The following is a 25,318-nucleotide window of genomic DNA, read 5'->3' as shown; positions in this document are numbered from 1 at the left end:
GGATTTCTTCATACAATATGGATTATTTTAAGAAAATCATTCCAATGTTTCAATCGTGGCAATTCTACTTGCTGATTATAGGATTGATTTTTTAAGATTACTTTTGTTGCTACATTGCCAAGTGTTTCTAAGACTGCTGGTTTATCATCCACATAGACATCTAAGACAAGCTTGTGAATAATTTCTACTTTTTCTGTATCCTGCATGCCACAGAAAAAGTAGCCATCTTTGATTGGGAAGCCCTGTGCTTCCATCCATGTCTTTGTGCGCTTACAATACTGCTTTGGACGCGATGTGATGTAATAAATTTCATGTCCCTGCTGTGCTAACAATTGAAGTGTCTCAAGGGCTCCCTCAAAGGAAGGACAGTCTGTAAAATAGATTTCCTCCATGGAGTCATTCCACATCTTTGCTCCTTCCATGTCTGTTAACCCAAACGGTTCATGAATTTCCACCCTTTGCAATGCTTGAAATACCTCTTGTGCAATATTTTTACCTAGTTTTTGATTATAGAGTGAAAAGGCATGAGCACGTAAATCAATGAGTGTGTCATCTATATCAAAGCCAAATTTCATGTTATTTTCTTCCTTTCAGGACGCCTTGTTGATAAAGTTTGCTGCGAAGGTTTGCTCTTTCTCTAGTTGTTTTGCCAAAACTTCCTCAATAGCTTGTGCACGCATTTCCTGGAATCTTTTCACATCGAATTGAGCAAGCGACTCTTTCTTTAACAGCGATGCTAAACAATCTGCATCCTTTAACGCACTGTTAAGGCCAAATGCCCCTGTTGGTGTCATCGTGTGAACAGCATCTCCTAGCAAAGCAATACCTTTTGTTCCCCAGCTTTCACAAAGGCTACTGAAAACATCAAGCAAGACAAAGTCATGCCAAGAGGTGATCTGTGTTCTTACTGAGTCTGCTAATTCCGGAAATGCCTCTGAAAGCTGATGGATAAACGGAGTAAAGTCCTGTTTTTTTAATTGTGCAAAACTTCCCTGCTCAATATTCCACCCTATCTGAATAAAGCCACCAACCTGCGTAAACAATGATAGCTGTTTATCTCCTATTAAGGCCATTTTTATAGACGGCTCCCAGCCTTGTGGGGCCAGAATTTTTGCCCAAAGTAAATCAAAGCCATGCTTGCGCTTTTGAATATCAATTTGTGCATGCTTACGAATAGTTGAATAACGACCGTCAGCCCCAATTATTAACTGACTGTCAATTTCAATAGTTCCCCCATTCTTTGTTGCAACAACGCCTATATACCTACCTGAGGAATCCTTTAGAAGCTGCGTTACTTTAGTATGTAGGAAGCATGAAAAATGAGGAAATTGCTGTGCCTTTTGTAAAATTCCCTGTAATAAATTTGCTTGAGGTACATGAATCCCTAAATGTCCAACAGCATCATCAGGAAAGATTGTTTTAAAAGCTTTCCCTTCTGCGTAATATTCAAGCTTCTCCATACGTAATATGCCGAGTGCTTCGACTGCATCAAAAAGCTGATGACTTTTCAAAACAGCCTCCCCCTCCTCATTTAAATGCTCGCCACGAAATGCCTGACCAAGTGCTGCATTTTGCTCTAATAATATGACAGAGAGACCTTTCTTGGCTAATAAATAGGACAGTAATGCACCACCTGGCCCTGCGCCTACGATACAAACATCGGCTTGATAATTCACTTGCCCTCACCCTTTTTCGGATAAGCAATAATACGTAAATCCTGCCCAATCTTATCAATGGATGCAACTTCAACATCCCATGATGCATCCATTGTTGAAGGATTTGGACCGGCAAATGGTGTTAAGGATAATTTTCCTCCAAGAACTTTTGGTGCAATATAAATGACATATTTATCAATCGCACTCTGCTGTAAAAAGGAAGCATTTACTGCACTGCCGCCCTCCACTAAAATATCAGTAATGCCATATTGATAGAGCTTATCAAGCATATCATCTATCATAAGGCCCTCTTGATTACTGTGCACTGGAATAACTGTTACACCTTGTTCACGTAAGACAGCTATCTTCTCTAAACTTGCATTCCTATCACAGACAATAATCGTGTTAGCTTCTTTCACATCTAGTACGTGAGCATGTGCTGGTATGCGGAGTGTGCTATCCATAATGATACGTACTGGATTTTTCCCGTACCCCTCTTGTAGCCTTGTTGTCAAGGAAGGATTGTCAGCTATCACCGTGCCAACACCAACTAATATCCCATCTACTTGATGTCGAATATGATGAACATCCTGACGAGCCTCCTCACCTGTCACCCACTTAGAATGACCAGTGTGGGTCGCTATTTTTCCATCTAATGTCATCGCGTATTTTGAAATGATAAATGGTCGTTTTGTTAACATATTATGAATAAAACGTTCATTTAAACGTTGAGCATGCTCCTCCAGAACGCCTACAGCTACCTCAATCCCTGCATCACGTAGTAGCTGAATACCACGACCAGCCACAGCAGGATTCGGATCTTGCATGGCAACCACAACACGATTAACTTCAGATTCCTTTACTAATTTCGCACAAGGAGGTGTTTTTCCATAATGTGAACATGGCTCAAGTGTTACGTAAAGTGTAGCACCCTTTGCATGTTCTCCAGCCATACGGAAAGCATGAACCTCCGCATGTGGCTCACCTGCCTTTCTGTGTAAGCCTGTGCCTACAATTATGCCATCTTTTACGATTACTGCCCCAACAAGTGGATTCGGGTTCGTATTGCCTTTTGCACTAGCGGCTAAATCTAGTGCTAATTGCATATATTTTTCATCTGTTGTCATCTCGCAACTCACCTCATTTCTCTTCGCGTATATGTCCAGATTTTTCGACCTTTGTATCTAAATAATAACGATTTGTCTCTGTCAGACCTCCCCATAATGGGACATGTCCTTCTGCCGCTAAGCCATGTGCCTGTAATGCTGCAAGCTTTTTCGGATTATTCGTAATTAGCGTAACTGGCTTTGAACGTAGGGCACCTAATACGGTAATTGCCTCTTCATAGGAACGAGTATCGTCTGAGAAGCCTAGTGCATGATTTGCTTCAACCGTATCCAATCCCTCTTCTTGTAATAAATAAGCAAGAGATTTGGAGAATAAACCAATGCCACGCCCCTCATGATCCGCTAAATAAAAAATAGCTCCACTGCCATGCTCCACAATCATTTTCATTGATTCATGTAATTGATAGCCACAGTCACAGCGCTGACTGCCAAAGATATCACCTGTATGACATATACTATGCATACGGATTAAAACATCGTCTGTATGGGTAAATTCACCATAAACAAGCACTGAAGATTGTTGAGAGAAAGCTAAATTGGCTGAAACTAATCCGTCAATGATTTCTTCTTTCGATAAATTTGCATCTACTTTTAGCCAGTTATACCATTGAAAAATGGCTGAAAAATCACCTTGTTTCACTGGTAACTTTACTGGCCCAACTAAGCAAATATGTTCTGTCTTAGAGTGCTGTACAATAATCATTTTATCTTTCACTATATCCATAACTTTTGTTGTAATTGTCATTTTCATCCAACCTTCTATTGTTAACAGTTAGTTCATTTCACTAACTGAGCACGTGTATTTTCACATCACTTACATAACGTAACTTAGTTTATAATAATAACTAAAAACTGTCAAACAACTGCTCCTAAACTATAACTAAAAATATATAGAAACGAAAACTGCTATAAGACGTTTTAATGATATACTAATAGCTTATGGAGATGCTATTTTTTCTGTGCAGGCTAGTCTATAATAAGCTGAGGTAATTGTAATGATGAAAGGAAGTTTAGAATGAACTTAGAAAAGAATGTTCAGGTGAAGCAGCCAAAATATCAGCAAATTGCAGTAGATCTTGCTTCAAAAATTGTAGAAAGAAAATATAGTATTGGCGATAAAATTTATGCAAGATCCTCTCTTGCAAGTCAATATAATGTATCTGCAGAAACGGCAAGAAGAGCTATCGCAGTTTTACAGGACTTAGAAATCGTAGAGGCTTCAAAAGGCAGTGGCGTCATTATCAAATCGTACGAAAAGGCAGCACATTTTGTCCGACAATTTCAAGATGTACAATCTGTCCATGAGCTGCAAACTGAGCTGATGATTAGTATTCAGAAGCAGCATCAAGAATTATTGAACCTACAGGATAAAACGAAACAGCTTATTAGTCGAACTGAACATTTCCGATCCGTCAATCCGTTTATCCCTTATCAGTTAGAAATGACTGTCGAAAGTCCTTGTATCCATCAAACAGTACAAGCTTTGAATTTTTGGCAAAATACATCTAGTACGATTGTTGGTATCCGTCGAGGAAATGAATTATTACTATCACCTGGTCCATATGTTTCGTTTGAAGAAGGTGATATTATTTACTTTATTGGTAATGATGAAAGCTTCGCTCGTGTTCAGAGCTTTTTATATCCAAATTAAAATCCGCTTAAGCGCTGATATCACAGCGTTTAAGCGGATTTTTTCTGATTTACCGATTTGACAAAAGTAACAACTCTTTGTTAGTCTTGAGTTGTTACTTGTTTATTTTTGGGTATCATTATCCTCAAATAGTGGTTATCTTCATGCAGCAAATGTTTGTAGCGAAAGTGAAATATCGGCTATAGAATACTCCCACCTCTATAGGTGATGAGATGCAGATGTGAAGATATAGTCTCTGGTGAATGTCCCGGAAAAGCCGGACAAACTATTTATTTGTGCAACAGCACATTTACGCCAAGGCTAAATTATTCTTCGAAAGGAGTGGTTCTATGGAAAAAATAAAAGTGGAGCATGTTTCAAAAGTATTTGGAAAACATATTCCTCAAGCATTAGAACTCGTCAAGCAACAAAAAAGCAAGACTGATATCTTAAAAGAAACAGGTGCAACTGTTGGTGTCTATGATGCAAGTTTTACCGTAAATGAAGGTGAAATCTTCGTTATCATGGGATTATCAGGGAGTGGAAAGTCAACCCTTATTCGACTTTTAAACCGACTGATTGAACCGACTAGTGGAAACATTTATATCGATGGAGAAAATATTTCGTCAATGGGTAAAGAAAGTTTACGAAATGTTAGAAGGAACGCAATGAGTATGGTTTTTCAAAACTTCGGTTTATTCCCCCATCGTACACTTCTTCAAAATACCGAATACGGCCTTGAAATCAGGGGCATTTCAAAGGAAGAACGTCAAGCAAAAGCGGAACAGGCACTCGCAAACGCTGGCTTACTTGCGTATAAAGACCAGTTTCCGAATCAACTATCAGGCGGTATGCAACAACGTGTCGGATTAGCACGGGCACTTGCCAATGATCCTGAAATTTTACTAATGGATGAAGCTTTTTCAGCACTTGATCCATTAATTCGGAAAGAAATGCAAGATGAATTACTCGATTTACAACGAACATTGAAGAAAACCATTATATTTATCACCCATGATTTGAATGAAGCATTGCGTATTGGAGATCGTATAGCCATTATGAAGGACGGCTCGATTATTCAAATTGGCACGGGAGAAGAAATATTAACAAACCCAGCAAATGATTATGTAAAAACCTTCGTAGAAGATGTTGATCGTTCTAAAGTATTAACTGCTGAGAATGTTATGGTACGACCTGTATATGTCAATGTTGACTTAGATGGTCCTGCCGTAGCCCTTAAGAGAATGCGCCAAGAAGCTGTTAGTTTGCTAATGGCTGTTGACAAAAATCGTCATTTAAAAGGCTATATTACGGCTGATGACGCACTGGCAGCTGCTAAAAAGCATGAACAAACCGTGCATTCCATTGTTCAATCAGAGGTGTTAACCGTTCCACCAGATATGCTATTACAGGACATTTTAGGTTTGATTCATAATTCTCCTACTCCTATTGCAGTTGTAAAAGATGAGCGTTTACTTGGAGTTCTCATTCGTGGCGTTGTCATCGAAGCATTATCAACTAGCGATGAGGAGGCTGTAACACATGAATAATTTATTAGACAATATTCCAAAAATCCCGCTAGCTCCATGGGTAGAATCAGCTATGGACTGGTTGACGAGTAATTTTTCAGTGTTGTTTAACGCTATTCAGAAATCTGGAAAACTACTCATGAATCAGGTCACTGATTTATTAATAAACATTCCTGCCATTATTCTTATAGTACTTGTCGTCATTTTTGCCTTTTTCATCACGGGCAAAAAATTTGGGCTCGCTGCTTTTTCATTCATTGGTCTGTTATTTATTTATAACCAAGGCTTATGGTCACATCTTATGGAAACAACCACACTTGTACTTTTCTCAAGTATTATTTCAATTATTATTGGTATTCCACTTGGTATTCTTATGTCCAAGTCTAATGTAGCAGAAAATATTATTAAGCCTATTCTTGATTTTATGCAAACAATGCCCGGCTTCGTATACTTGATTCCGGCAGTTGCCTTCTTTGGCATTGGAATTGTACCTGGTGTTTTTTCCTCTGTTATTTTTGCATTACCTCCAACAGTACGTATGACGAATCTCGGTATTCGCCAGGTTCCAAAAGAATTGGTGGAAGCTGCTGATTCCTACGGCAGTACGGCAAGCCAAAAATTATTTAAAGTGGAGGTTCCACTCGCTAAATCAACCATCATGGCAGGTATTAACCAAACAGTTATGCTTTCACTATCAATGGTGGTCGTTGCCTCAATGATTGGCGCTCCTGGACTTGGCCGTGAAGTATTAACTGCATTGCAACGTACACAAGTCGGTAATGGATTTGTGGCAGGTTTAAGTTTAGTAATCTTCGCGATTATTATTGATCGTTTAACACAAAGCTTTAATAAAAAGAAAGCAGCCTAGAAAAACCATAGCAACATGATGCGTTTTTTTCAAATTTATAAATGAGAAAGGAAGATTCGATGAAATTGAGAACTTTATCTAAATTAGGGATGGCTTTAGGTCTCGGCTTTATGCTTGCCGCATGTAGTGGCGATGATTCTAACAAGAGCAGTGGGGACTCAAAGGATGTCAACCTTGCCTATGTGGAATGGGATACAGAAATTGCTTCCACTAATGTCGTTGGTCAGGTGCTAGAGGACTTAGGGTATAATGTAACATTAACACCGCTTGATAATGCTATCATGTGGGAGGCTGTTTCAAAAGGTGAAGCAGACGGAATGGTTGCTGCATGGCTACCTCATACACATGCCTCTCAGTACGACAAATATAAGTCTGACTTAGATGAGCTAGGTGAAAACCTGGCTGGTGCAAAAATTGGTTTAGTAGTACCAAGCTATATGAATGTAAACTCAATTGAGGATTTAGCAAATGAGGCGGATCACACAATAACAGGTATAGAGCCTGGTGCAGGAATCACGGCTGCAACTGACAAGGCGTTAGAGGAATACGATAACTTATCTGATTGGAATCTAGTAACCTCTTCATCTGGCGCCATGACAACTTCCCTTGCGAAAGCCCTTAAAAATAAGGAAGAAATTATCGTGACAGGCTGGTCTCCTCACTGGAAATTCGCCAAATATGATCTAAAATATTTAGAAGATCCAAAGGGCGTTTATGGTGGAGAAGAAACCATTAATACATTCGTTCGCAAAGGCTTAAAAGAGGATCAACCAGATGTCTATTCTGTCCTAGATAATTTCCATTGGACATCAGAAGATTTAGAAAGTGTAATGCTTGAAATTATGGATGGCAAAGATCCAAAAGATGCCGCAAAAGACTGGATAGAAAAAAATGCTGATACAGTAGCTGAATGGACAAAGGATGTAAAAAAATAATATTTTCAAAAAGCACTTCCCTATAATGAGGAAGTGCTTTTCTTATTTTACGATAGTAATTTCAAGGAAATTGCTGCTCCTAGCACCAACGCAATACAAATAATACGTCTCCAATCCCTTGATTCATTGAAGAACAGCATACCTAGTAATGCTCCACCCGCCGCTCCAATTCCTGTCCAAATGGCGTAGGCTGTGCCCATCGGTAAAGTTTCCATAGCATATGCTAGCCCAGCAAAGCTTAAAGTAAATGCAAAAATCAATAGTGCTAAATTTTTAATGCTCTTGGTATCATTATATTTGCTAATCATATAAACACCCATCATCTCACAGAGCCCTGCAATCACTAATGCCATCCATGCCATTATTCACTCACCTCTTTATCTTTCGGCTCCCCAGTCACCAGCTTTAAGCCCACAACCCCTGCAAGTAACACCACAATACATAAAATTTTAGCGATTTTCCACGGCTCTCCAAATAGCAAGCTATCTGCACACACCGTTCCTGCCGTTCCTAAGCCTACAAATACTGCATAAACTGTTCCGACAGGCAAACACTCCCCAGCTTTAATTAATAAATAAAAACTAACAAAAATAGCAATAGCTGTACCTATCCATTCAAAACTATTTCCCGCATGCTTTAAGCCTATGACCCAACCGACTTCAAAAAAAGCGGCAATGATAACACTTGCCCATTGTTTATTCATAGTGAATTCCTCCATTTGATTGCTAGACACGGATCAACGACTATCCTAAGGTTGTTTAGCTTTATTTCTTGTTGAATGAAATTTATATCTGCGTGTTTTTTCTCTGGGTGAAGCGCTATGCACTTCGACTGAGCGGGACGATTTTCTCTCCAAGCCGAGCGGTTTTCCCATTCGCCTGAGCGAATTTTCCCCCAGGCCGAGCACTTTTCCCATCCACCTGAGCGAATTTCCCCCCAGGCTGAGCAGTTTTCCCATCCACCTGAGCGAATTTCCCCCCAGGCCGAGCACTTTTCCCATCCACCTGAGCGAATTTCCCCCCAGGCCGAGCACTTTTCCCATCTACCTGAGCGAATTTTCCCTCAGGCCGAGCACTTTTCCCATCTACCTGAGCGAATTTCCCTCCAGGCCGAGCAGTATTCCCATCCACCTGAGCAACCCTCTCCCCGAGCAGAGCATTTTTCTCTCAGTATCGCTCGATTCAGCACACATTTCAAAATACCAGCATTAAAAGCATAACCTTATTTTAGCCAAACAAAAAAAGCCTGAAGAACACTGTCGTAAACAGTATCTCCCAGGCTTTTATCCTTCCGTGTCACAAAACAATTTGTGGTTTTCTCTCGGACCAGACTAGCTAATGCTACGGAACCCTAGAAAACTATCATATATGATTATGCCACTAGTATAACAAACTATTTAGTTATTTTCCACTGGAACATAGCCGACTTTTTCGACTATTGCTTGCCCCTCCTCTGATACAATCCAGTCTATAAATTTCTTTACATTCGGATTATCGGTCCCTGCTGTAATCGCATAAAATTCAGATACAAGTGGGTATGTACCATTACGAATATTTTCCTTTGTAGGCGCAACGCCATCAATGGACAATAATTTAATATCCTTGTTATTGACCATTTCCGTAGAATAAAATCGAAACGTGTAGCCAATAGCATTTTTATAATTACGATATTGAGATACCTCATGGATAATGCCCCCCATGCCTGTTGCAACATTTTCAGCAGGTGCTTCCATAATTGGTGTATCCCCCATAATTTTTTCTAGTGCTGTTTGACTTCCGCTATCAGCCGGACGTTGAAAGGCACGAATCGCATCATTTTCACCGCCAACTTCCTGCCAATTTGTAATTTTGCCAGCGTATATTTGCTGAACTTGTCCCAGTGTTAAGTTTTCTACAGCGTTCTTATGATTAACAAAAAAGACAAACGCCTCTCGTCCAATAGGAATCATATCAAAAGTAAGCCCTTGCAGCTCAGCCTGTCTCTTTTGGGATTCTGATGGTGCTGCTACAAAAATTAGATCAACCTCTCCGGAGATTAAATTTTGATACGCTTCAGGTGTACGGCTTACCATTACTCTACTATCGTAATAAGGATAATCACTCTCTGGATATGTCGCTTCTACAAAGGCAGCATACAGTGGATACATTGCCGTTGCTCCATCTAAGCGTGGCAAAGGTTCAACGAGCTGTAATGAAGTACTTGTATCTTGCTTAATAACTAGGTTATGTTCCGTAAATGGTTGATAGGCTGATACATCAATTTCAGCATCAACTGTTGGGATACTCATTTTGTAGTAATGTTGAAGAGGCTCAACTAAGGCAAGGCATAGTGAGATTCCCATTATTCCAGCTAGCCAAACCTTGCGCTTCTTTGTTGACAACCAATTAAAAATCAAACAAACAAATAGAACAAATAAACATAGTGGAACTACAACTAGTAATCCTCTAAAATGTATTCCGCCCATTAACAATACATATAACCCAACTATCCCCGTAAAAAATAGCAATCCTATTAGGACAAAAAGCGTTTGTAGTAATTTCGAAAGCATTTCCTCACCTCCTAAAAGTGTAATTTTACACTATATATTTATAATAGGCTATTTACGATAGATAAACAACTATTTATTCTGAAAATTATGTTAAAATAAAGCTTAAATATGCCAAGGAGGTAAATACATATGGCAATTGAAAAGGTAAAAAAGCATTTAGCACAATGGAATGTGGAACACAAAATACTGGAGCTAGACGAAAGCTCTGCTACGGTGGAATTAGCAGCACAGGCACTCGGTTGTGAGCCAGAACGCATTGCCAAGTCTTTATCGTTTCTTGTGAACGATGGCGCGGTATTAATCGTTGCCGCGGGGGATGCAAAAATTGACAACGCTAAATTTAAAGCTATCTTTGGAACAAAGGCAAAAATGCTAGCAAAAGATGAAGTCCTTGAAAAGATTGGACATGAAGTAGGAGGTGTTTGTCCTTTTGGTGTGAATGATGGTGTCGCTATTTATTTAGATGAATCACTTAAACGTTTTACAACAGTATTCCCAGCATGTGGTAGTAGTAATTCTGCCATTGAGCTTACGATTTTTGAACTAGAAACCTACACACCTTATCAAGAATGGATAGATGTTTGCAAAGGCTGGAATGAATAATGTCATTTTTCCCTAATCGATGAAACATTTAAGGTCGTTTCATCGATTATTTTTCAGTAAAATAATATCCCACTATAATATAGAGTATTTATAACTCCCCTACTCATCTAATGCCCACCTAAAAATGCATAGTTATAATCCAAAATAAAAGAAAAAATTCCTTTTGAAAAGCCTTTTTTTCAGAAAAAAATATTTTTTCCTTTTGTGTATCTAAAAAAAGTCAGTAATCACAACATCTCATTACCAATAAAATAATTTTTCACTAAAAATCTAATAGTTTTACTTTTTAAAAAAAGTGTTATAATCGCCAAGAATTTAAAATTTTCAACTTTGGAGGTTACTTTATGGTATTACGTGACTTTTTTATTTACTTATCAGAAAACAAATTATTAAATAGCGCTGCACAAAAATATGGACTAAAAATGGGAGCCCAGAGCGTTGTTGCTGGCACAAGCCTTCCTGAAGTTGTGCAATCAATCAAAGAATTAAATAAAGCTAATATTTCTTGTACAGTTGATAATCTTGGTGAATTCGTATACGAAAAATCAGAGGCAACGGCTGCGAAAAATAATATTTTAGCTGTAGTTCAAGCTATCCATGATGAACAGCTGGACGCACATATTTCACTTAAACCTTCACAGCTAGGTTTAGATATTGATTATGCATTTTGCTACGAAAATTTAAAAGGAATCGTGGAACTTGCACATCAATATAATATTTTTGTGAATTTCGATATGGAAAACTACGAGCGTTTACACAGCTCATTTGACTTACTTGAGGAGTTACACAAAGAATTTGATAACGTTGGTACAGTTATTCAAGCTTACTTCTTTGAGTCAGAGGAAAATATTGAGAAATATAAAAACTTCCGTTTACGCATTGTAAAAGGTGCCTACAAAGAACCAGAAAATGTAGCATATCAATCAAAAGGTGATATCGATCGTAACTACCTGAAGCTAATTGAATATCATTTATTGCATGGTAAATTTACATCTATCGCTACACATGACCACAATGTAATCAACCATGTGAAGCAATTTGTTAAACAACATAATATTTCAAATGACAAGTTTGAATTCCAAATGCTCTACGGCTTCCGTAAAGAAATGCAACTAGACCTTGCACGCGAAGGCTACAACTTCTGCACATATCTACCATTTGGTAACGATTGGTATGGATACTTTATGCGCCGTTTAGCAGAACGCCCTCAAAATGTAGCACTTGTTACAAAACAAGTGTTTAATAAAAATACAAACTTGGCTATCGGCATAGGTGCAGCAGCATTTGCCCTCGGTCGCCTTTCTAAAAAAAGAAAATAACATAGCAAGCTATCAAAAAAGCGAAAACATCGTTAATCAATGTTTTCGCCTTTTTTATTGAGCTTATAGTTTTTCACACGGTATTGTAAGCTTTGTCGACGTATCCCTAACGCAGCAGCCGTTTTGGAAATATTACCCTGATGAAAGTCTAACGCCTTCGAAATATAATATTCCTCTACCTCTTTCATGTAGACGTCTAGTGGTCTTATGTCCTGCTGATTTTTAATAACAAATAAATCACTCGTAGAAGCTTCTTTTTCAATTTCTTCACATGCACTTTGAATTTTCCACTTAAAATGGACAGGCAACATATGTGGTTCAACGATGGTTTCATTCGTAATGAGTGAGGTGATTTCATCCAATAGCACTTCTAATTCCTTTAAATTACCTGGCCAGTCATATTTTAGAAAGGTCTCTCGCACCTCTTCTGAAAGCCCTTGGATAGATGAGCCAAAGCTGTCACGATGCCTTTTGAAATAATCATCAATAAATGGCATTATATCTTCTTTTCTTTCTCGTAAAGGTGGCACATAAATCGTGATACCTGAAAATAGTCGATAAAGTGTTTTGGATAGTTCATGCTTTTGAATTAAATCAATTGGATCTTTACCTACACTAGCAATTAAAACATGCTTATGATTTGGATGATTGTTGAAAAGCTCAACAACCTTTTCTTGAGCTTCTAGCGATAAATATTCAATACGCTCAGCAAAAAAAGTAATTTTTTCCTTTTCAACAATATATTTTTCAAATTGCTTTAGCACTGTTTTCTCATCTCGACGGCAGATTAGAGCAATAAACATATCATTTTGCACCTTTAGATCATGATGAATTCCTTCAGCCACCATATCTATACCAGTACCTGATTCTCCGATCAACACAACAGGCATTCTGCTTAGTGCAACAACCTTTGCTTTTTCTATGACATCCCTCATGACTGCCGATACAGCCGTAATAATATCAAATGTCAATGGTGCGCCATACCTTCGTAATGGCTGGTACATCATGTATTCAAGCTGTGTAATATCTCGGGCAAATTCAACAGCTCCCACTAAAATACCCTCATAGTGCAACGGATAAATATTGCTTATGTAGGTCACTTCTTGATTTTTTTTATTCCAATACGTTTTTTTCACATTGAGCACTGGCATTTCAGAGCTTAGAACCTTATAAATATCACTTTTTTCGATTTCGAAATCAATAATCTCTAAGGCTCGCCTCTCCTCGAACTCATCTTCGTTCACGCCTTCTAGTTCCCTCATCTTTTTATTGTATATGAGCAGCTTGCCTTCCGTATCGATAACGCAAACGCCCATATCACCTTTTTCAATAACGTATTTATAAATACTTTGTAGTACATTATTATCCATCTTGTCCTCCTGTATTCCCTTAAGCCTATTCTAACACCAATAAGAAAAACAGATGCAAAAATTAAAAAAGTTTTAATATTTGAGTTGATTAATGCCAAATTATATTGCATTATATAATTATCACAATCTCGAAAGGTGCATAATCATTTGGCACCTTCTATCCATGGGAGGAAAATGACATGATTCCATACAAACACGAACCGTTCACAGATTTTTCACAAGAGGCAAACTACAACGCTTACGTAGAGGCTTTAAATAAAGTTGAAAGTTATTTAGGTCAAGACTATCCACTTATTATTGGTGGCGAACGTATTACGACAGAAGATAAAATCGTTTCGTATAACCCTGCTAAGAAAACAGAAGTGATTGGTCGCGTGTCAAAAGCGAGCAAGGACTTAGCTGAAAAAGCGATGCAAGCAGCCGATGAAACATTTAAAACATGGAAAAAAGTAGATCCAGCAATTCGTGCAGATGTGCTTTTCAAAGCAGCAGCGATTATTCGTCGTCGTAAACATGAATTCTCTGCACTTTTAACAAAAGAAGCTGGGAAACCATGGGCTGAAGCAGATGCTGATACAGCAGAAGCAATCGACTTCCTAGAATATTATGGTCGCCAAATGTTGCGTATTAAAAACGGCCAGCCAGTTGAAAGCCGTCCAGGTGAGTACAACCGTTATGACTACATTCCATTAGGGATCGGCATTGTTATTTCACCTTGGAACTTCCCATTCGCGATTATGGCGGGTACAACAGTGGCCGCTTTAGTAACAGGGAACACAGTATTATTAAAACCAGCTTCAACAACACCAGTTGTGGCGTATAAATTTATTGAAGTATTAGAAGAAGCTGGTCTTCCAGCAGGTGCGGTGAACTTTGTACCAGGTTCTGGTGCTGAAGTGGGCGACTACTTAGTAGATCATCCAAAAACGCGCTTCATCAGCTTCACAGGTTCACGTGATGTTGGTTTACGTATTAACCAACGTGCATCTGTCCTTAACGATGGTCAAATTTGGATTAAACGTGTGATCGCTGAAATGGGCGGTAAAGATACAATCGTTGTGGATAAAGAAGCAGATTTAGAGCTAGCTGCACAATCCATCGTGAAATCAGCATTTGGTTTCTCTGGTCAAAAATGTTCAGCATGTTCTCGTGCTGTCATCGTAGAAGATGTGTATGACCAAGTTGTGAATCGTGTAGAAGAGCTAACAAACGCTTTAACAGTTGGTGATCCTACAGATTTCAGCAACTTCATGGCAACGGTTATTGACCAAGCAGCATTCAACAAAATTACGGAATACATCGAAATCGGAAAAGGCGAAGGTCGTCTAGTATCTGGTGGTACAGCAGATGATTCAGTAGGTTACTTCGTACAACCAACAGTATTTGCTGACGTAGCGCCTTCTGCACGTATTATGAAAGAAGAAATCTTCGGACCAGTGGTAGCGATCGCAAAAGCAAAAGATTTCGATCACGCTATTGAAATTGCGAACGATACAGAATATGGTTTAACAGGTGCCGTAATTACGACAAACCGTATGAACTTAGAAAAAGCACGTGAAGAATTCCATGTTGGCAACCTTTACTTCAACCGTGGCTGTACAGGTGCCATCGTTGGCTACCAACCATTTGGTGGCTTCAACATGTCAGGTACAGACTCAAAAGCTGGTGGTCCAGACTACCTACAGCTTCATATGCAAGCAAAAACAACTTCAGAAATGCTTTAATTAACAAAGATAAAAACATATTAGAGTAACACATATATAATAGAAGAAACTCTTAAATATAAAAATCCCTAACAGCCTCAAAAAACTAGCTGTTAGGGATTTTTCACTTTATTTTATTTTTTTATTTGTAGTGTTTTTTCTTCCATATGTCATAAAGCGCCATACCTTTTCAAACGGACCAATTTTAAAGAATTTAAACCAAATAACACTAAAGATTATTTGTATCACAAAGACTAGGCTAGCTATTAACACGATATCTGAGGGTGAAACAACCTCTAGTCCCATTAAAGATATAATCGCTAGTGCAATAAAGCTTTGAGCTAAATAATTGGTAAACGCCATTTGACCAACTCTGCCAATGGGTTGAAGGAATTTAGCGATTTTTTCATTCTCCAAAATAGTAAATAGACAAGCCAAATAAAAATAAGTGGTTGGAATGACTCCTAAGCCAATTAGTAATGGTAGATTTTCATTATCACCTTGAGATGCAAACCAAATACATATTGAGATACCTATAAAGAATGGTAATGTTATAAACTGTATCCATTTTATTTGTTTGAAATGATCACTTACATGACTAATCCAACCTGCTTTTGCTACTAAAAAACCAGTTAAAAACATAATATAAATAGTTATTGCATCATTTCCAACTACACTAAATGCAGTTGAGAGAGCCCCGTTATTTGGCATAAATATTTGTCCCATAATACCAAGTACATGAATAGTTATAATAGCAAATAGCCATTTACCAATCGTTGCGACCTTTGCATTATAAAATGGTAATAAGAAGAATCCTATTACAGCATAAATGGCAAGAATCGAACCCCAGAAAATAAAAATATGAACAATACCTATTAGAAGCAAGGCTAATAAACGTCTTGCGAAACGCCATTTTGGTTTGTCACCTCGAGCTTCTGCACGAGAAGCAAAAATATAAAAGCCTACACCAAATAGAAAGGAAAAAATCGAAAAGAATTTCTTCTCAATAAATATATCGATAAGTCTATCGATTAGACCATTTATTCCACTATAGTCAGGCATCGGTCCTCCCTCTATGATTACCTGATAGGCAGCCACATTAATAAATAAAATACCAAACAGTGCTAATCCTCGAATAATATCTAAGGAAACTATTCTTTCTTTTTGTGTAATGGATGAATTCATACAGTAATACTCCTTATCTTTCAATCTTTTTTCCGCATAAGTGAAGCCTGCACGACAAGCCGAATTGAATCGACAGCAGGATTTGCTTATGCACCTTAATATTATTGTGCTACTGCTATCATAGCTTTCCATCCTTACACATATTTTTTTTAAAGCTTACAGTAACCTTACAAATTATTTTTTGGAAAGGCATTCAGATTATTCTGTATTTTTTCGCTTTTACTAGTTTTAAATCCCCTTTCACAGACCAAAACTTCATATTTTATAATAACTATTTCTTTTAGAAAGGGGTTAGATGATGAACAGACAGCGTAAGCTTGGCTTTTGTTACCCAGGCTATAAATATTGTGGGCCAGGTTGTTCAGGACCAGGTGCACCAACGAATGCTGTAGATGCATGCTGTAAGCAACATGATGAATGCTATGCTCGATACGGTCGTACAAAACATTGCGATGAGCTGTTTCAAAACTGCTTACAGCCATATATGAAGACAAATGATAAAATAGCTAGAGATGCTAAATTATTTTACAATATTTTCGAAATACGTAATCGCTTCTTTTAAGATGAAAAAGCTCACATTGTATTTCTTTTTATTAAAAGTCAAGTTTTAAGCTGAAACTATTTTAAATAGTGAATTTTTATTTAATGACACACATTATATGTATAGAAATTAAAAGGATAGAAGAGCTTATGATATGCTCCCTATTAGGTAGACAGATTAAAAAATAAAATCTGTTTATCAAGGGGGAGCATATCAAAAGGGCTGTCCTGGCCTCTTTCCTAATCTTTATACGAAGATAATCTCAGATAATAGCCATCAGGGTCAATAATACGAAAATCTTTCATTCCCCAAGATTGCATTTTAAGACTTGATTCAACTGGATAATTTTTATCTAGAACACTGCATGTGGAAAATAGAATAGCCGTATATCTGATAAAAAAATCAATGATATACGGCTATTCGTGATGCGTACCGAAAAGGTGCGCCTATTTTTTTATAATTCGGGCTTACACTTTATCAATACCTTTTTATAAAAAAGTGTAATTAAACAACACTATTTCATTGTGGACATGTATTCAAAGAATAGATTAATATCTTGTTTCCACTAATTATTAAAAGGCGATTATAACTTGTATATGCCATAATTGTGCGAATTTTGAAGTTCAAACTTACTTCTGCCTATTTTTGGGGAAACAATGTATAAGCCCATGAATAAATAAAGTCAGCAATAAATACAATTACCCAAATTACACCTATTGCAAACGCAGCATCATTTGGATAAGGTGATCCTTTAGCATTTTCATTTCCTAGCCACGAAAAATCACTTAAGTACATCTTTATTTCTGCCAAACTTTCTGTACCAATTACCCACAGAATAGCTTGAACTGTAATGAACAAAACTAAATGAATATAGGATGATACACGATATTTCTTTGCAATATATTTAGGATTATTATTTTTTTCAATAATCTCATAATCTTTATCAGTCAATAATTCAACGCCACGTAACTTTCCAATTTTTTTACGCATCCAACGATCCAATTTGATAAAATCGAGTATACCAAATGTAAAAGCATAAATGATAAAGATGATAATAACGATTTGAAAAGTTGATATTTCTCCTGTTTGACGATAGACATACAGTCCGAGTAATCCCTCAATTATCAACAAAAACAGAAATAAAAAAATAAACATTAGGCTATATCGAGTTTTTTTAAAAAAATAGCGAAATATACCGAATAAGATCAGGGATATTAATGACAATACCTCTATAGAGATAAACAATTCCCAATTGTAATCAAGGATAACATCCAAAAAATTTTCACTCCCCTTCAAAAGATTGAATAACGGCAAAGGTTTTTAAAAGAGAAAACCTTTACCTAGAATTATGGTCTATTTCGATTTTCAACTTGATTTATCCAGTTTAAATCTGCTTCTAAATGCAAGAGGGTACCAGTGATTAATAAATACCTATTCTCGTCACCTTGAAGAAGAAATTCCGTTTTAAATTTAGTCAATTCCATGACATCTTTCATTATCATCGCTTTTTGTTGATCAAGCATTTTCTTTTCTTGTTCGAAATCACTCTTACGAGCACAGCTCCATTTAAAATGAAAGTCTTCTTTAGTAGAATGATAGGGTACAGGTTCCAGTAACCAATTTTCCAACTCTTTTTTACCTTCGATAGTGATTTTATAAAGTTTTCTTTCTTGGTCATCAATTCCTACAGATAAGACCAGTTGATCACGTATTAGACGGTCCAGAGTCGTATAAATTTGACCAGGATTAATTTTCCCTTTAACTCCCAGAAGGGATTCTAGCTCTAGTTTTAATTCATACCCATGATTTTTTTTTATAAATAGCAGTGTTAATATTCCGTACTTAACCGACATAATTGCTTAACCTTCTTTGAGTGATGATATAATATTTATTTTACTAGCCGTAGTACTGGAAATCCAAGAAGCAAAGAGACTTAGAGAAACACCAGCAATCAGTGCCAGAATAATATTCCCTAAAGGTAATTGAAAAGATATAAACCCTCCCAATAGTTCGGATTGGCTAGTTGTATAAAGTAAAACTACACCTGAAATTATACCACCAATAACCCCCGACAATCCTATAAGTAAACCTTCTCCAATGATCATCTTTTTAACTTGCTGTTTCGTAAAACCAAGCGCTCGCATTGTCCCTATCTCGGTGGTGCGTTCCAACGTATTCATTAATAAAGTGTTTGCTGTACCGATACTAGCTAGTCCAATGATTAAAACTAACATGATTAAAACCAACTCATTCATACCGGTTAATGCTGAAGTAGTTGATTTAATTTCATCTTCTACCGTTTCTACTTTTGAGAGATGAGTGCTGAAATCCAACCATAACTCATTACGTAATTGTTCACCAGTATATCCGTCATTTAAAGTTAATAACATGTCGAAATGATTCGCCCAACCAAATTCATTATTTAAATGATTCTTATCCATAAATGCAACATAGCCTGAGTAATTCGATGTTTTCACTACCGCAAGGACTTCAAGTTGTTGTTTACCTGAAGGTGTATTAATGTAAATATATTCTCCTATATTTCCACCCCATTCATCAAAAGCTCTTTCGCCGAGAACAACAGAAGGCTCCTTTGCCAGTTCATAATATAAATTTTCCTTTTTAGAACTTTCAAACAATGCGGGTCCTTCTTCACCTACAGCAAAGATGGAAAACTGTCTCTTCTCCCCATCAGTGGTTACCCATGTAATTGGCGTAGCTTCCGTTAAAGGATCAACATTTACAACAGCATCATACGATAATAACTTTTCTCTATCCAGATTAGACCAAGGTGCTTCTGATGAAACTCTCAGGTCTCCTCCATACGTATTCCTGATTTCATTTTCATAACCTTCAGGTGCGGATTCAATAACAGCACTTAGTAATAATATCACTGCAATCCCCACAGCAAGAATAGCAGCAGTATTAGCATTTCGATTTAATTGTTTTGTAAGGCTTTGCGTTGCCAGACTACCAGAGTAACCGAAGAATAATTTTAAAACAGGTTTAAATACTCTGCTCATACCAAGTAACAATAATGGAAACAACAAAATGATGCTTGCCAAAATCGCTAAATAAGAGATGGGATGATTGATAAATACAAGAGCAAGCAAGCCAACACCCAGAACTGCCCTAACTATGTATAGGTTTCTCGATGATTGGGTTTGATTTGCCATTTTTAATGTCAATAACACAGAGGTTTTCCCCGCATTGTAAATAGGAAATAATGAAGATACAACAGGAAATAAAATTCCAATTAGTACAGCTATTAATGCAGGTATTTTCCAATTTAATGTGTAAACCACGTCAAATTCAAATACGCTTAGTAAAGTTTGCATGAACATATCCCCAAGCCAAATTCCTATAGGCACCCCAACAGCTGTACCTATTAGCCCCAATAGTAGTACTTCAATAAGAATAAGTCTGGAAACAGAACTTTGTAGATATCCGAAACTTTTCATGATTGCAAATTCCTTTTTTCTCTCCATAACACTTGTATAAATCATATTAAAAACAATGAATCCGCTAATAAACATAGATAACCCAGCAATTAAGTAAAAGAACGTATATAGTCCCCCTATATCGTTACTTTGCCGATCATCCGCGACAACTGGTTGTACATATGCATTTGAATTACGAAATTCTTCCTGGAGAGATTGAAAAAGTTTCTCTCCTTCTTCATTTGTTTGAAATCTAACATAGGAAAGTTTGTCCTCCATACCAGTCCATTCTTGTAGCAATTCTAGTGGAGCCATGATTCGGAAGCTGGTTGATTCTGCACGCTCCCAGTTATTCGGACTTGCAAGCAACTGCGTATATTCAACAATGGCGGAAACCTTAGCTTCTCCCAAATCGGTAAACCTAATTGTATCTCCTACGTTTTTATTTAACAGATTTGCAACAGCTTTTGGTATCACCAAACCTTCATTATCCAAACTCCCTTCGATAACAGGAAGTTTCAATAAAGAGCTGTTTTGATCATTTACGCCTGTAATTCGGACGGATCTTTGATTTAGAGATTGATCACCCTCCAGCTCAAAAAAAGCTTGTTTATCAAGTGCAAGCATGGTTTCCGTCACAATTGGACTAGTTAAAACTGACGAAACCATATCCTCAGAGTAAGTATGTTCATCACTTAGAACCCAATAATCCGCATTTGCCACATACATTTCTTCATAATAATCGAAAACATCATTTGTTGTTTTGTCTGCAATAAGCATAGATGTTACAAAAGCTATACCTAAGATTATCCCAAGTAGGGAAATAAAAAACCTTTTTTTATTTTGTGTTATATTACGCCAAGAAATTCGCCACATATTTAGCATAATCATCATCCTTTCTAGAAATCACTTGATCAATAACACCATCCTTAAATAGAATAATTCGATCAGCACATCCAGCTGCGAAAATATCATGCGTTACCATGATGATTGTTTGATTATTTTCTCGATTGAATCTTGATAATAATCCGAGTATTTCTTCGGCTTTACCTCTATCTAAATTTCCTGTTGGTTCATCGGCTAATAGAACAGAAGGGTTATTAACTAATGCCCTGGCTATAGCAACTCGTTGTTGTTGACCGCCACTCAGCAAATTAGCACGTTTCCGACCAAGTCCTTTCAATCCGACAGAATCAAGCAGTTCTATAATAATTTGGTTCTTCTTTTTAGTTAAACTGCCATCTGCATGAAGAGGGAAAGCTATATTTTCTTCTACACTTAATGTAGGGAGTAGCTGGTAATTCTGAAAAATAAAACCGATATACTTTCTACGAAATATCGTTCTTTCTTTTTCCGTCATATTACTTAAATTACTTTGATTTATTACTATATCTCCTTCAGTAGGGACATCAAGACCCCCTAAAAGTTGTAGTAATGTGCTCTTTCCAGAACCACTTGGGCCCATTACAGCCACAAATTCGCCTTCTTCAACGTTCAAATCAAAACCCTTCAAGACTTCAGTTCTTTCTTGCTCCTGTATAAATTCCTTTTTCAAATTTCTAACTTTAATCATGTTTTAATTCCTCCTATTCTTTCGAAATTATTATATACTAAGTATATAATACATAAAAGTAAAATCGTTTAAATTTCATTATAAATTATGTATTTTTTATAAAAGACCCCCTAAGTATAATATATACTTAGTATACATTGTATAAAGATAATAAAGTCATCACTTTATCGTAAGCCCGTATTCAAATAACGCATATAAACACGCAGCACCTCCTGGTACTATAAAGGTAATCTGGTAATTCTAGAAATGGTTCCTATACGCGTATGCTACATACTGAGTTTGGTGATCTTCAACTTGCTATCCCTCGAGATCGTAATGGAGAATTTAAACAACAAACCGTTGCGCCTATCGCCGTTCAAACGATACACTAGAAGCGTTCGTGATTCATATGTTTCAAAAAGGCGTGACAAACGCTGAAATTGCTGATCTCATCGAGCGGATGTATGGTCACCATTACACATCACAAACGATTTCGAACCTCACAAAGGTGATGTCTGAACAAGTTGAGACGTTTCAAGTTCGTCCCCTTTCTGCACGGTATGCGTGTGTTTATTTAGATGCGACCTATATTGCTTTAAAACGAGAAACAGTCGCAAAAGAGGCTGTTTATATTGCCGTTGGAATCCGTGAAGATGGCTCAAAAGATGTACTAGGATATACCATTGCACCGACTGAATCAGCGAGCGTATGGAAAGAGGTTCTTCAAGACATTCAAGATCGTGGTGCGGAAGAAATCTTATTATTTGTATTAGACGGTTTAAAAGGTATCGCAGAAAAAATACCAAACGTGTTGTGTCCACCTACAACGAAATATTTCTCATAAAGTACGAATTTCTGATCGCCAAAAAATCTGTGACGATTTCAAAAAGGTTTACTGTACAGATAACTTGGAAAATGCACAGAAAGCGCTCCAAGATTTCATTGAAAAGTGGAAAACACTCTATCCCAAAGTCACAAAACCGTTAGCTGCCAATCCTTATATACTCACGTTCTATAGCTTTCCAAAATCCATTTGGCGTAGTATTTACTCCACCAACTTGATTGAATCATTCAATAAACAAATCAAGAAATATAGCAAGCGTAAGGAGCAATTCCCCAACGAAGAATCGTTAGAACGCCTTCTAGTCTCACAGTTTGAAGAATATAATCAACGGTTCGCCACCAGGTACCATATAGGTTTTGACAAAGCTTGAGCAGAACTTGAAAATCTGTTCAAAACGAAAGAATAAAAGAGCGTCTACAAGAAAAGGAAAAACTTATTTACACAAAATTATTGACGGTACCTAATTTTTCAAAAAGGAGAGTTTATGAATAAGATTATTGTTTTTGTATTAACGATATTTATATTATTCTCAGGATTCGCAACACAAAGTTATGCGTTGTCAGATTCGAAATCTGCGGCAATTCAAGCGTTGCTAGATGATGCCCGTCGTATATCAGGTGTGCCGGGAATGTCAATCTCAATACTTGCTGATGATGAAGTGTTCTACTTTTCTTCAGGGTATGCAGACCGTGAAAAGGGGTTGTCTGCAAGTGAAAATACACTCTATGAGTTAGCCTCGGTCAGTAAAGCTTTTACCGGTATGGGTATTATGCTGTTGGAAGAGCAAGGGCTGCTCTCAATAACTGACCCTGTCCAAAAATATTTACCTTGGTTTACGTTAAAGTATCAAGGGAAACCTGTTGATATGCAAAGCCTTACACTAAATAACTTTCTTCACCATACCAGTGGTCTAACAAATATTAGGCATACTCAAAATATTCCTCAAGGCAATACACCGGATATGTTGCGAAAGACTGTGGAAATGCTTGTGGACGCTGAATTGGCGTTCCCTCCCGGTGAACAGTATAACTATGGAACTGTTAATTATGACGTATTGGGTTTGGTTATTGAGATTGTGTCGCGACAAAGCTATGAAGACTTTATGAGGGAACAGGTATTTCAGCCATTAGGTCTTCACCAGACGTATGCTTATAAAGAAGATGCTCAAGCCACTGGACAGTTGGCGCAGGGCTACCGTTCTTCCTTTTTTATGACAACTCCATTTAAAGCTCCGGATTATGCTGGGAATAAACCCGCAGGCTACATCATTTCTAATACAAAAGATATGGCGCGTTGGATGGGCATACAGATGGGTATCGTGCAGGACATACCCGAAATATTTCACACGGTTATCGAAAAATCACATAAGGGTGATATGTCTGTTTCGGCTGTCAACGATATGTATTATGCGGCAGGTTGGTCGGTAAATGCCGACCAAACGATTATAGAACACACTGGGGGCAATCCAAATTTCAGAACCGAAGTAGCCATACTGCTAAATGAACGAACAGCTGTCTGCTTGCTGAGCAACGGTGCAAATACCAATATAAACCTGGTACTAAAAGTTAAAGATATATTAGACGGCAATCTAACTCAGTCATATGAAATAAGCGGCACACAGCTTTTGGATATTACATTGTCGTCTATCACAATTATTCTTTGCCTATTGGCCGTTTTGTTATTTCTCTTAGGATTACGCAGAAGGAAAACGAATGAGCGGCAGCCAATGACAAAAAAGAGAATAATCGTAACAATTATTTTCCTGATCGCTACGATTGCCCTGGGTATACTGTGCTGTGCTTTAGATTGGTCAACGATACTTATTTGGCAAACATATAGTGTTCTTACAGCTTTGATTTCGTCAGCATTATTAACAGCAAGCATTGCATGGTTTGTATACACTCACCGATAAAATACCATGCTCCCAAGATAAACATAATGTTAAGTAATTAAATTTCAATTTATCGGTATGCTTAATTTGAAAAACATAAGACACTTCGGTGTCTTTTTTAATATCATCGACAATTTTCCCAGCCAAACCTAATTACTATTACTTCCACTAACTTGTTCGTTCGGAATAAGGTTTTTTAAACAACTTTATTATTTTTTAAATGACTTTATTGTAAATTAAACAACTTTATTATTTCTGCACAACTTGGAGAGCAAAAAGAGAGAAATATCATACTAAAGAAACGTAGTTAGTTCTTTCTTCAGTCTCTCTAATATAATAATATAGGGAAGGTTCTATTGTTCCTTATTCTAAAGCTACATCGATAGATTGGAATAAGAATTGATAACTACTTTATCATTTTTTGACGATTTAAAATTAATCGTTACACAATCATAAAAGATTGAAAGGCTTAGGCGTTATTCCTAAGCCTTTTTGGAGGTTTTCAATGAAAGAAAAGTTATGAATATAGCATTGGTTTTATGTATTTTAAAATTTCCTTTGTTGGTGTTCGGTACACC

Annotated in this window: 22 protein-coding genes, 2 pseudogenes and 1 riboswitch; of the genes and pseudogenes, 11 read left to right on the top strand and 13 right to left on the bottom strand. The window is 37.2% G+C overall.

Annotation, left to right across the window (positions count from 1 at the left end):
* Positions 1-8: 8 nt before the first annotated feature.
* Genes AC1RNS_RS01020 through AC1RNS_RS01005 form a run of 4 tightly spaced genes read right to left on the bottom strand, consistent with a single transcriptional unit; the run spans position 9 to position 3,527 of the window.
* Positions 9-575 (bottom strand): 5' nucleotidase, NT5C type, encoded by a 567-nt coding sequence (locus AC1RNS_RS01020; RefSeq protein WP_492990138.1) that lies wholly within the window; start codon positions 573-575, stop codon positions 9-11.
* Between the two features lie 15 nt (positions 576-590).
* On the bottom strand, positions 591-1,676 hold the full coding sequence (locus AC1RNS_RS01015) for an FAD-dependent monooxygenase (RefSeq protein ID WP_492990136.1): 1,086 nt from the start codon (positions 1,674-1,676) through the stop codon (positions 591-593).
* The gene (ribD, locus tag AC1RNS_RS01010; RefSeq protein ID WP_492990135.1) at positions 1,673-2,782 is read right to left on the bottom strand and encodes a bifunctional diaminohydroxyphosphoribosylaminopyrimidine deaminase/5-amino-6-(5-phosphoribosylamino)uracil reductase RibD; all 1,110 of its coding nucleotides are present in this window, start codon (positions 2,780-2,782) and stop codon (positions 1,673-1,675) included. Before ribD ends, AC1RNS_RS01015 begins: the two co-directional genes overlap by 4 nt.
* A 13-nt stretch (positions 2,783-2,795) precedes the next feature.
* Positions 2,796-3,527, bottom strand: a complete 732-nt coding sequence (locus AC1RNS_RS01005; RefSeq protein ID WP_492990134.1) for a GTP cyclohydrolase II — start codon at positions 3,525-3,527, stop codon at positions 2,796-2,798.
* 270 nt (positions 3,528-3,797) lie between these two features.
* Here AC1RNS_RS01005 and AC1RNS_RS01000 point away from each other — a divergent pair, with 270 nt between their 5' ends.
* The 4 genes from AC1RNS_RS01000 (at position 3,798) to AC1RNS_RS00985 (ending at position 7,744) form a co-directional block, all read left to right on the top strand.
* Positions 3,798-4,433 carry a GntR family transcriptional regulator gene (locus tag AC1RNS_RS01000; RefSeq protein ID WP_492990133.1) on the top strand — a complete coding sequence of 212 codons (636 nt, stop codon included), beginning with the start codon at positions 3,798-3,800 and terminating at the stop codon, positions 4,431-4,433.
* 329 nt (positions 4,434-4,762) lie between these two features.
* Positions 4,763-5,962, top strand: coding sequence for a quaternary amine ABC transporter ATP-binding protein (locus AC1RNS_RS00995; RefSeq protein WP_492990132.1), 1,200 nt, complete (start codon positions 4,763-4,765; stop codon positions 5,960-5,962).
* Positions 5,955-6,809: an ABC transporter permease gene (locus AC1RNS_RS00990; RefSeq protein WP_492990131.1), complete on the top strand. Its 855-nt coding sequence runs from the start codon at positions 5,955-5,957 to the stop codon at positions 6,807-6,809. Before AC1RNS_RS00995 ends, AC1RNS_RS00990 begins: the two co-directional genes overlap by 8 nt.
* A gap of 59 nt (positions 6,810-6,868) precedes the next feature.
* Complete coding sequence (locus tag AC1RNS_RS00985) at positions 6,869-7,744, top strand: glycine betaine ABC transporter substrate-binding protein (RefSeq protein WP_492990129.1); 876 nt, start codon at positions 6,869-6,871, stop codon at positions 7,742-7,744.
* Between the two features lie 47 nt (positions 7,745-7,791).
* Here the strand turns inward: AC1RNS_RS00985 and AC1RNS_RS00980 are convergent, their stop codons facing one another.
* The 3 genes from AC1RNS_RS00980 to AC1RNS_RS00970 form a co-directional block, all read right to left on the bottom strand.
* Positions 7,792-8,106, bottom strand: a complete 315-nt coding sequence (locus tag AC1RNS_RS00980) for a DMT family transporter (RefSeq protein ID WP_492990127.1) — start codon at positions 8,104-8,106, stop codon at positions 7,792-7,794.
* A complete protein-coding gene (locus AC1RNS_RS00975) occupies positions 8,106-8,447 on the bottom strand; it encodes a DMT family transporter (protein ID WP_492990125.1) in 342 nt (113 codons plus the stop codon). Before AC1RNS_RS00975 ends, AC1RNS_RS00980 begins: the two co-directional genes overlap by 1 nt.
* Positions 8,448-9,013: 566 nt before the next feature.
* A riboswitch (guanidine-I (ykkC/yxkD leader) is annotated at positions 9,014-9,109 on the bottom strand.
* A 31-nt stretch (positions 9,110-9,140) separates the two neighbouring features.
* Positions 9,141-10,292 carry a PstS family phosphate ABC transporter substrate-binding protein gene (locus AC1RNS_RS00970; RefSeq protein WP_492990124.1) on the bottom strand — a complete coding sequence of 384 codons (1,152 nt, stop codon included), beginning with the start codon at positions 10,290-10,292 and terminating at the stop codon, positions 9,141-9,143.
* A gap of 129 nt (positions 10,293-10,421) precedes the next feature.
* On the opposite strand from AC1RNS_RS00970, the gene AC1RNS_RS00965 reads away from it, so the two are divergent.
* Both AC1RNS_RS00965 and AC1RNS_RS00960 read left to right on the top strand, forming a co-directional pair.
* On the top strand, positions 10,422-10,895 hold the full coding sequence (locus tag AC1RNS_RS00965) for a YbaK/EbsC family protein (RefSeq protein ID WP_492990123.1): 474 nt from the start codon (positions 10,422-10,424) through the stop codon (positions 10,893-10,895).
* A gap of 344 nt (positions 10,896-11,239) precedes the next feature.
* Positions 11,240-12,214, top strand: a complete 975-nt coding sequence (locus AC1RNS_RS00960; protein WP_492990122.1) for a proline dehydrogenase family protein — start codon at positions 11,240-11,242, stop codon at positions 12,212-12,214.
* A 32-nt stretch (positions 12,215-12,246) separates the two neighbouring features.
* Here AC1RNS_RS00960 and AC1RNS_RS00955 read toward each other — a convergent pair whose 3' ends face one another.
* Complete coding sequence (locus tag AC1RNS_RS00955) at positions 12,247-13,584, bottom strand: AAA-type ATPase lid domain-containing protein (RefSeq protein ID WP_492990121.1); 1,338 nt, start codon at positions 13,582-13,584, stop codon at positions 12,247-12,249.
* Between the two features lie 179 nt (positions 13,585-13,763).
* Between AC1RNS_RS00955 and pruA the strand changes: the two genes are divergently transcribed.
* On the top strand, positions 13,764-15,308 hold the full coding sequence (pruA, locus tag AC1RNS_RS00950; RefSeq protein WP_492990120.1) for an L-glutamate gamma-semialdehyde dehydrogenase: 1,545 nt from the start codon (positions 13,764-13,766) through the stop codon (positions 15,306-15,308).
* 108 nt (positions 15,309-15,416) lie between these two features.
* On the opposite strand, the gene AC1RNS_RS00945 is transcribed toward pruA, so the two are convergent.
* A complete protein-coding gene (locus tag AC1RNS_RS00945; protein WP_492990119.1) occupies positions 15,417-16,472 on the bottom strand; it encodes a DUF418 domain-containing protein in 1,056 nt (351 codons plus the stop codon).
* Between the two features lie 298 nt (positions 16,473-16,770).
* Here AC1RNS_RS00945 and AC1RNS_RS00940 point away from each other — a divergent pair, with 298 nt between their 5' ends.
* The gene (locus AC1RNS_RS00940; RefSeq protein ID WP_492990118.1) at positions 16,771-17,034 is read left to right on the top strand and encodes a Parvovirus coat protein VP1-like protein; all 264 of its coding nucleotides are present in this window, start codon (positions 16,771-16,773) and stop codon (positions 17,032-17,034) included.
* A 618-nt stretch (positions 17,035-17,652) separates the two neighbouring features.
* On the opposite strand, the gene AC1RNS_RS00935 is transcribed toward AC1RNS_RS00940, so the two are convergent.
* The 4 genes from AC1RNS_RS00935 to AC1RNS_RS00920 all read right to left on the bottom strand — a co-directional run bounded on the left by AC1RNS_RS00935 (position 17,653) and on the right by AC1RNS_RS00920 (position 22,026).
* A complete protein-coding gene (locus AC1RNS_RS00935; protein ID WP_492990117.1) occupies positions 17,653-18,288 on the bottom strand; it encodes a hypothetical protein in 636 nt (211 codons plus the stop codon).
* Between the two features lie 71 nt (positions 18,289-18,359).
* Entirely contained in the window at positions 18,360-18,866 is a 507-nt protein-coding gene (locus AC1RNS_RS00930; RefSeq protein WP_492990116.1) for a PadR family transcriptional regulator, read from the bottom strand.
* Positions 18,867-18,872: 6 nt separating this feature from the next.
* Positions 18,873-21,338: an FtsX-like permease family protein gene (locus AC1RNS_RS00925; RefSeq protein ID WP_492990115.1), complete on the bottom strand. Its 2,466-nt coding sequence runs from the start codon at positions 21,336-21,338 to the stop codon at positions 18,873-18,875.
* Positions 21,307-22,026 (bottom strand): ABC transporter ATP-binding protein, encoded by a 720-nt coding sequence (locus AC1RNS_RS00920; protein WP_492990114.1) that lies wholly within the window; start codon positions 22,024-22,026, stop codon positions 21,307-21,309. The genes AC1RNS_RS00925 and AC1RNS_RS00920 overlap by 32 nt, the downstream gene beginning before the upstream one ends.
* Positions 22,027-22,274: 248 nt before the next feature.
* On the opposite strand from AC1RNS_RS00920, the pseudogene AC1RNS_RS00915 reads away from it, so the two are divergent.
* The 3 genes and pseudogenes from AC1RNS_RS00915 to AC1RNS_RS00905 all read left to right on the top strand — a co-directional run.
* Positions 22,275-22,397: pseudogene (locus AC1RNS_RS00915) on the top strand (transposase); the annotation flags it as partial.
* Between the two features lie 17 nt (positions 22,398-22,414).
* Positions 22,415-23,219, top strand: a pseudogene (locus AC1RNS_RS00910) (IS256 family transposase).
* 114 nt (positions 23,220-23,333) lie between these two features.
* Positions 23,334-24,761 (top strand): serine hydrolase domain-containing protein, encoded by a 1,428-nt coding sequence (locus tag AC1RNS_RS00905; RefSeq protein ID WP_492990113.1) that lies wholly within the window; start codon positions 23,334-23,336, stop codon positions 24,759-24,761.
* The last annotated feature ends 557 nt before the right edge of the window (positions 24,762-25,318 follow it).

This window comes from Lysinibacillus sp. GW821-FHT14F06 (genome assembly GCF_058803665.1).
The sequence above is the reverse complement of the archived record's forward strand: the minus strand, read 5'-3'. Positions and strand labels throughout refer to the sequence as shown.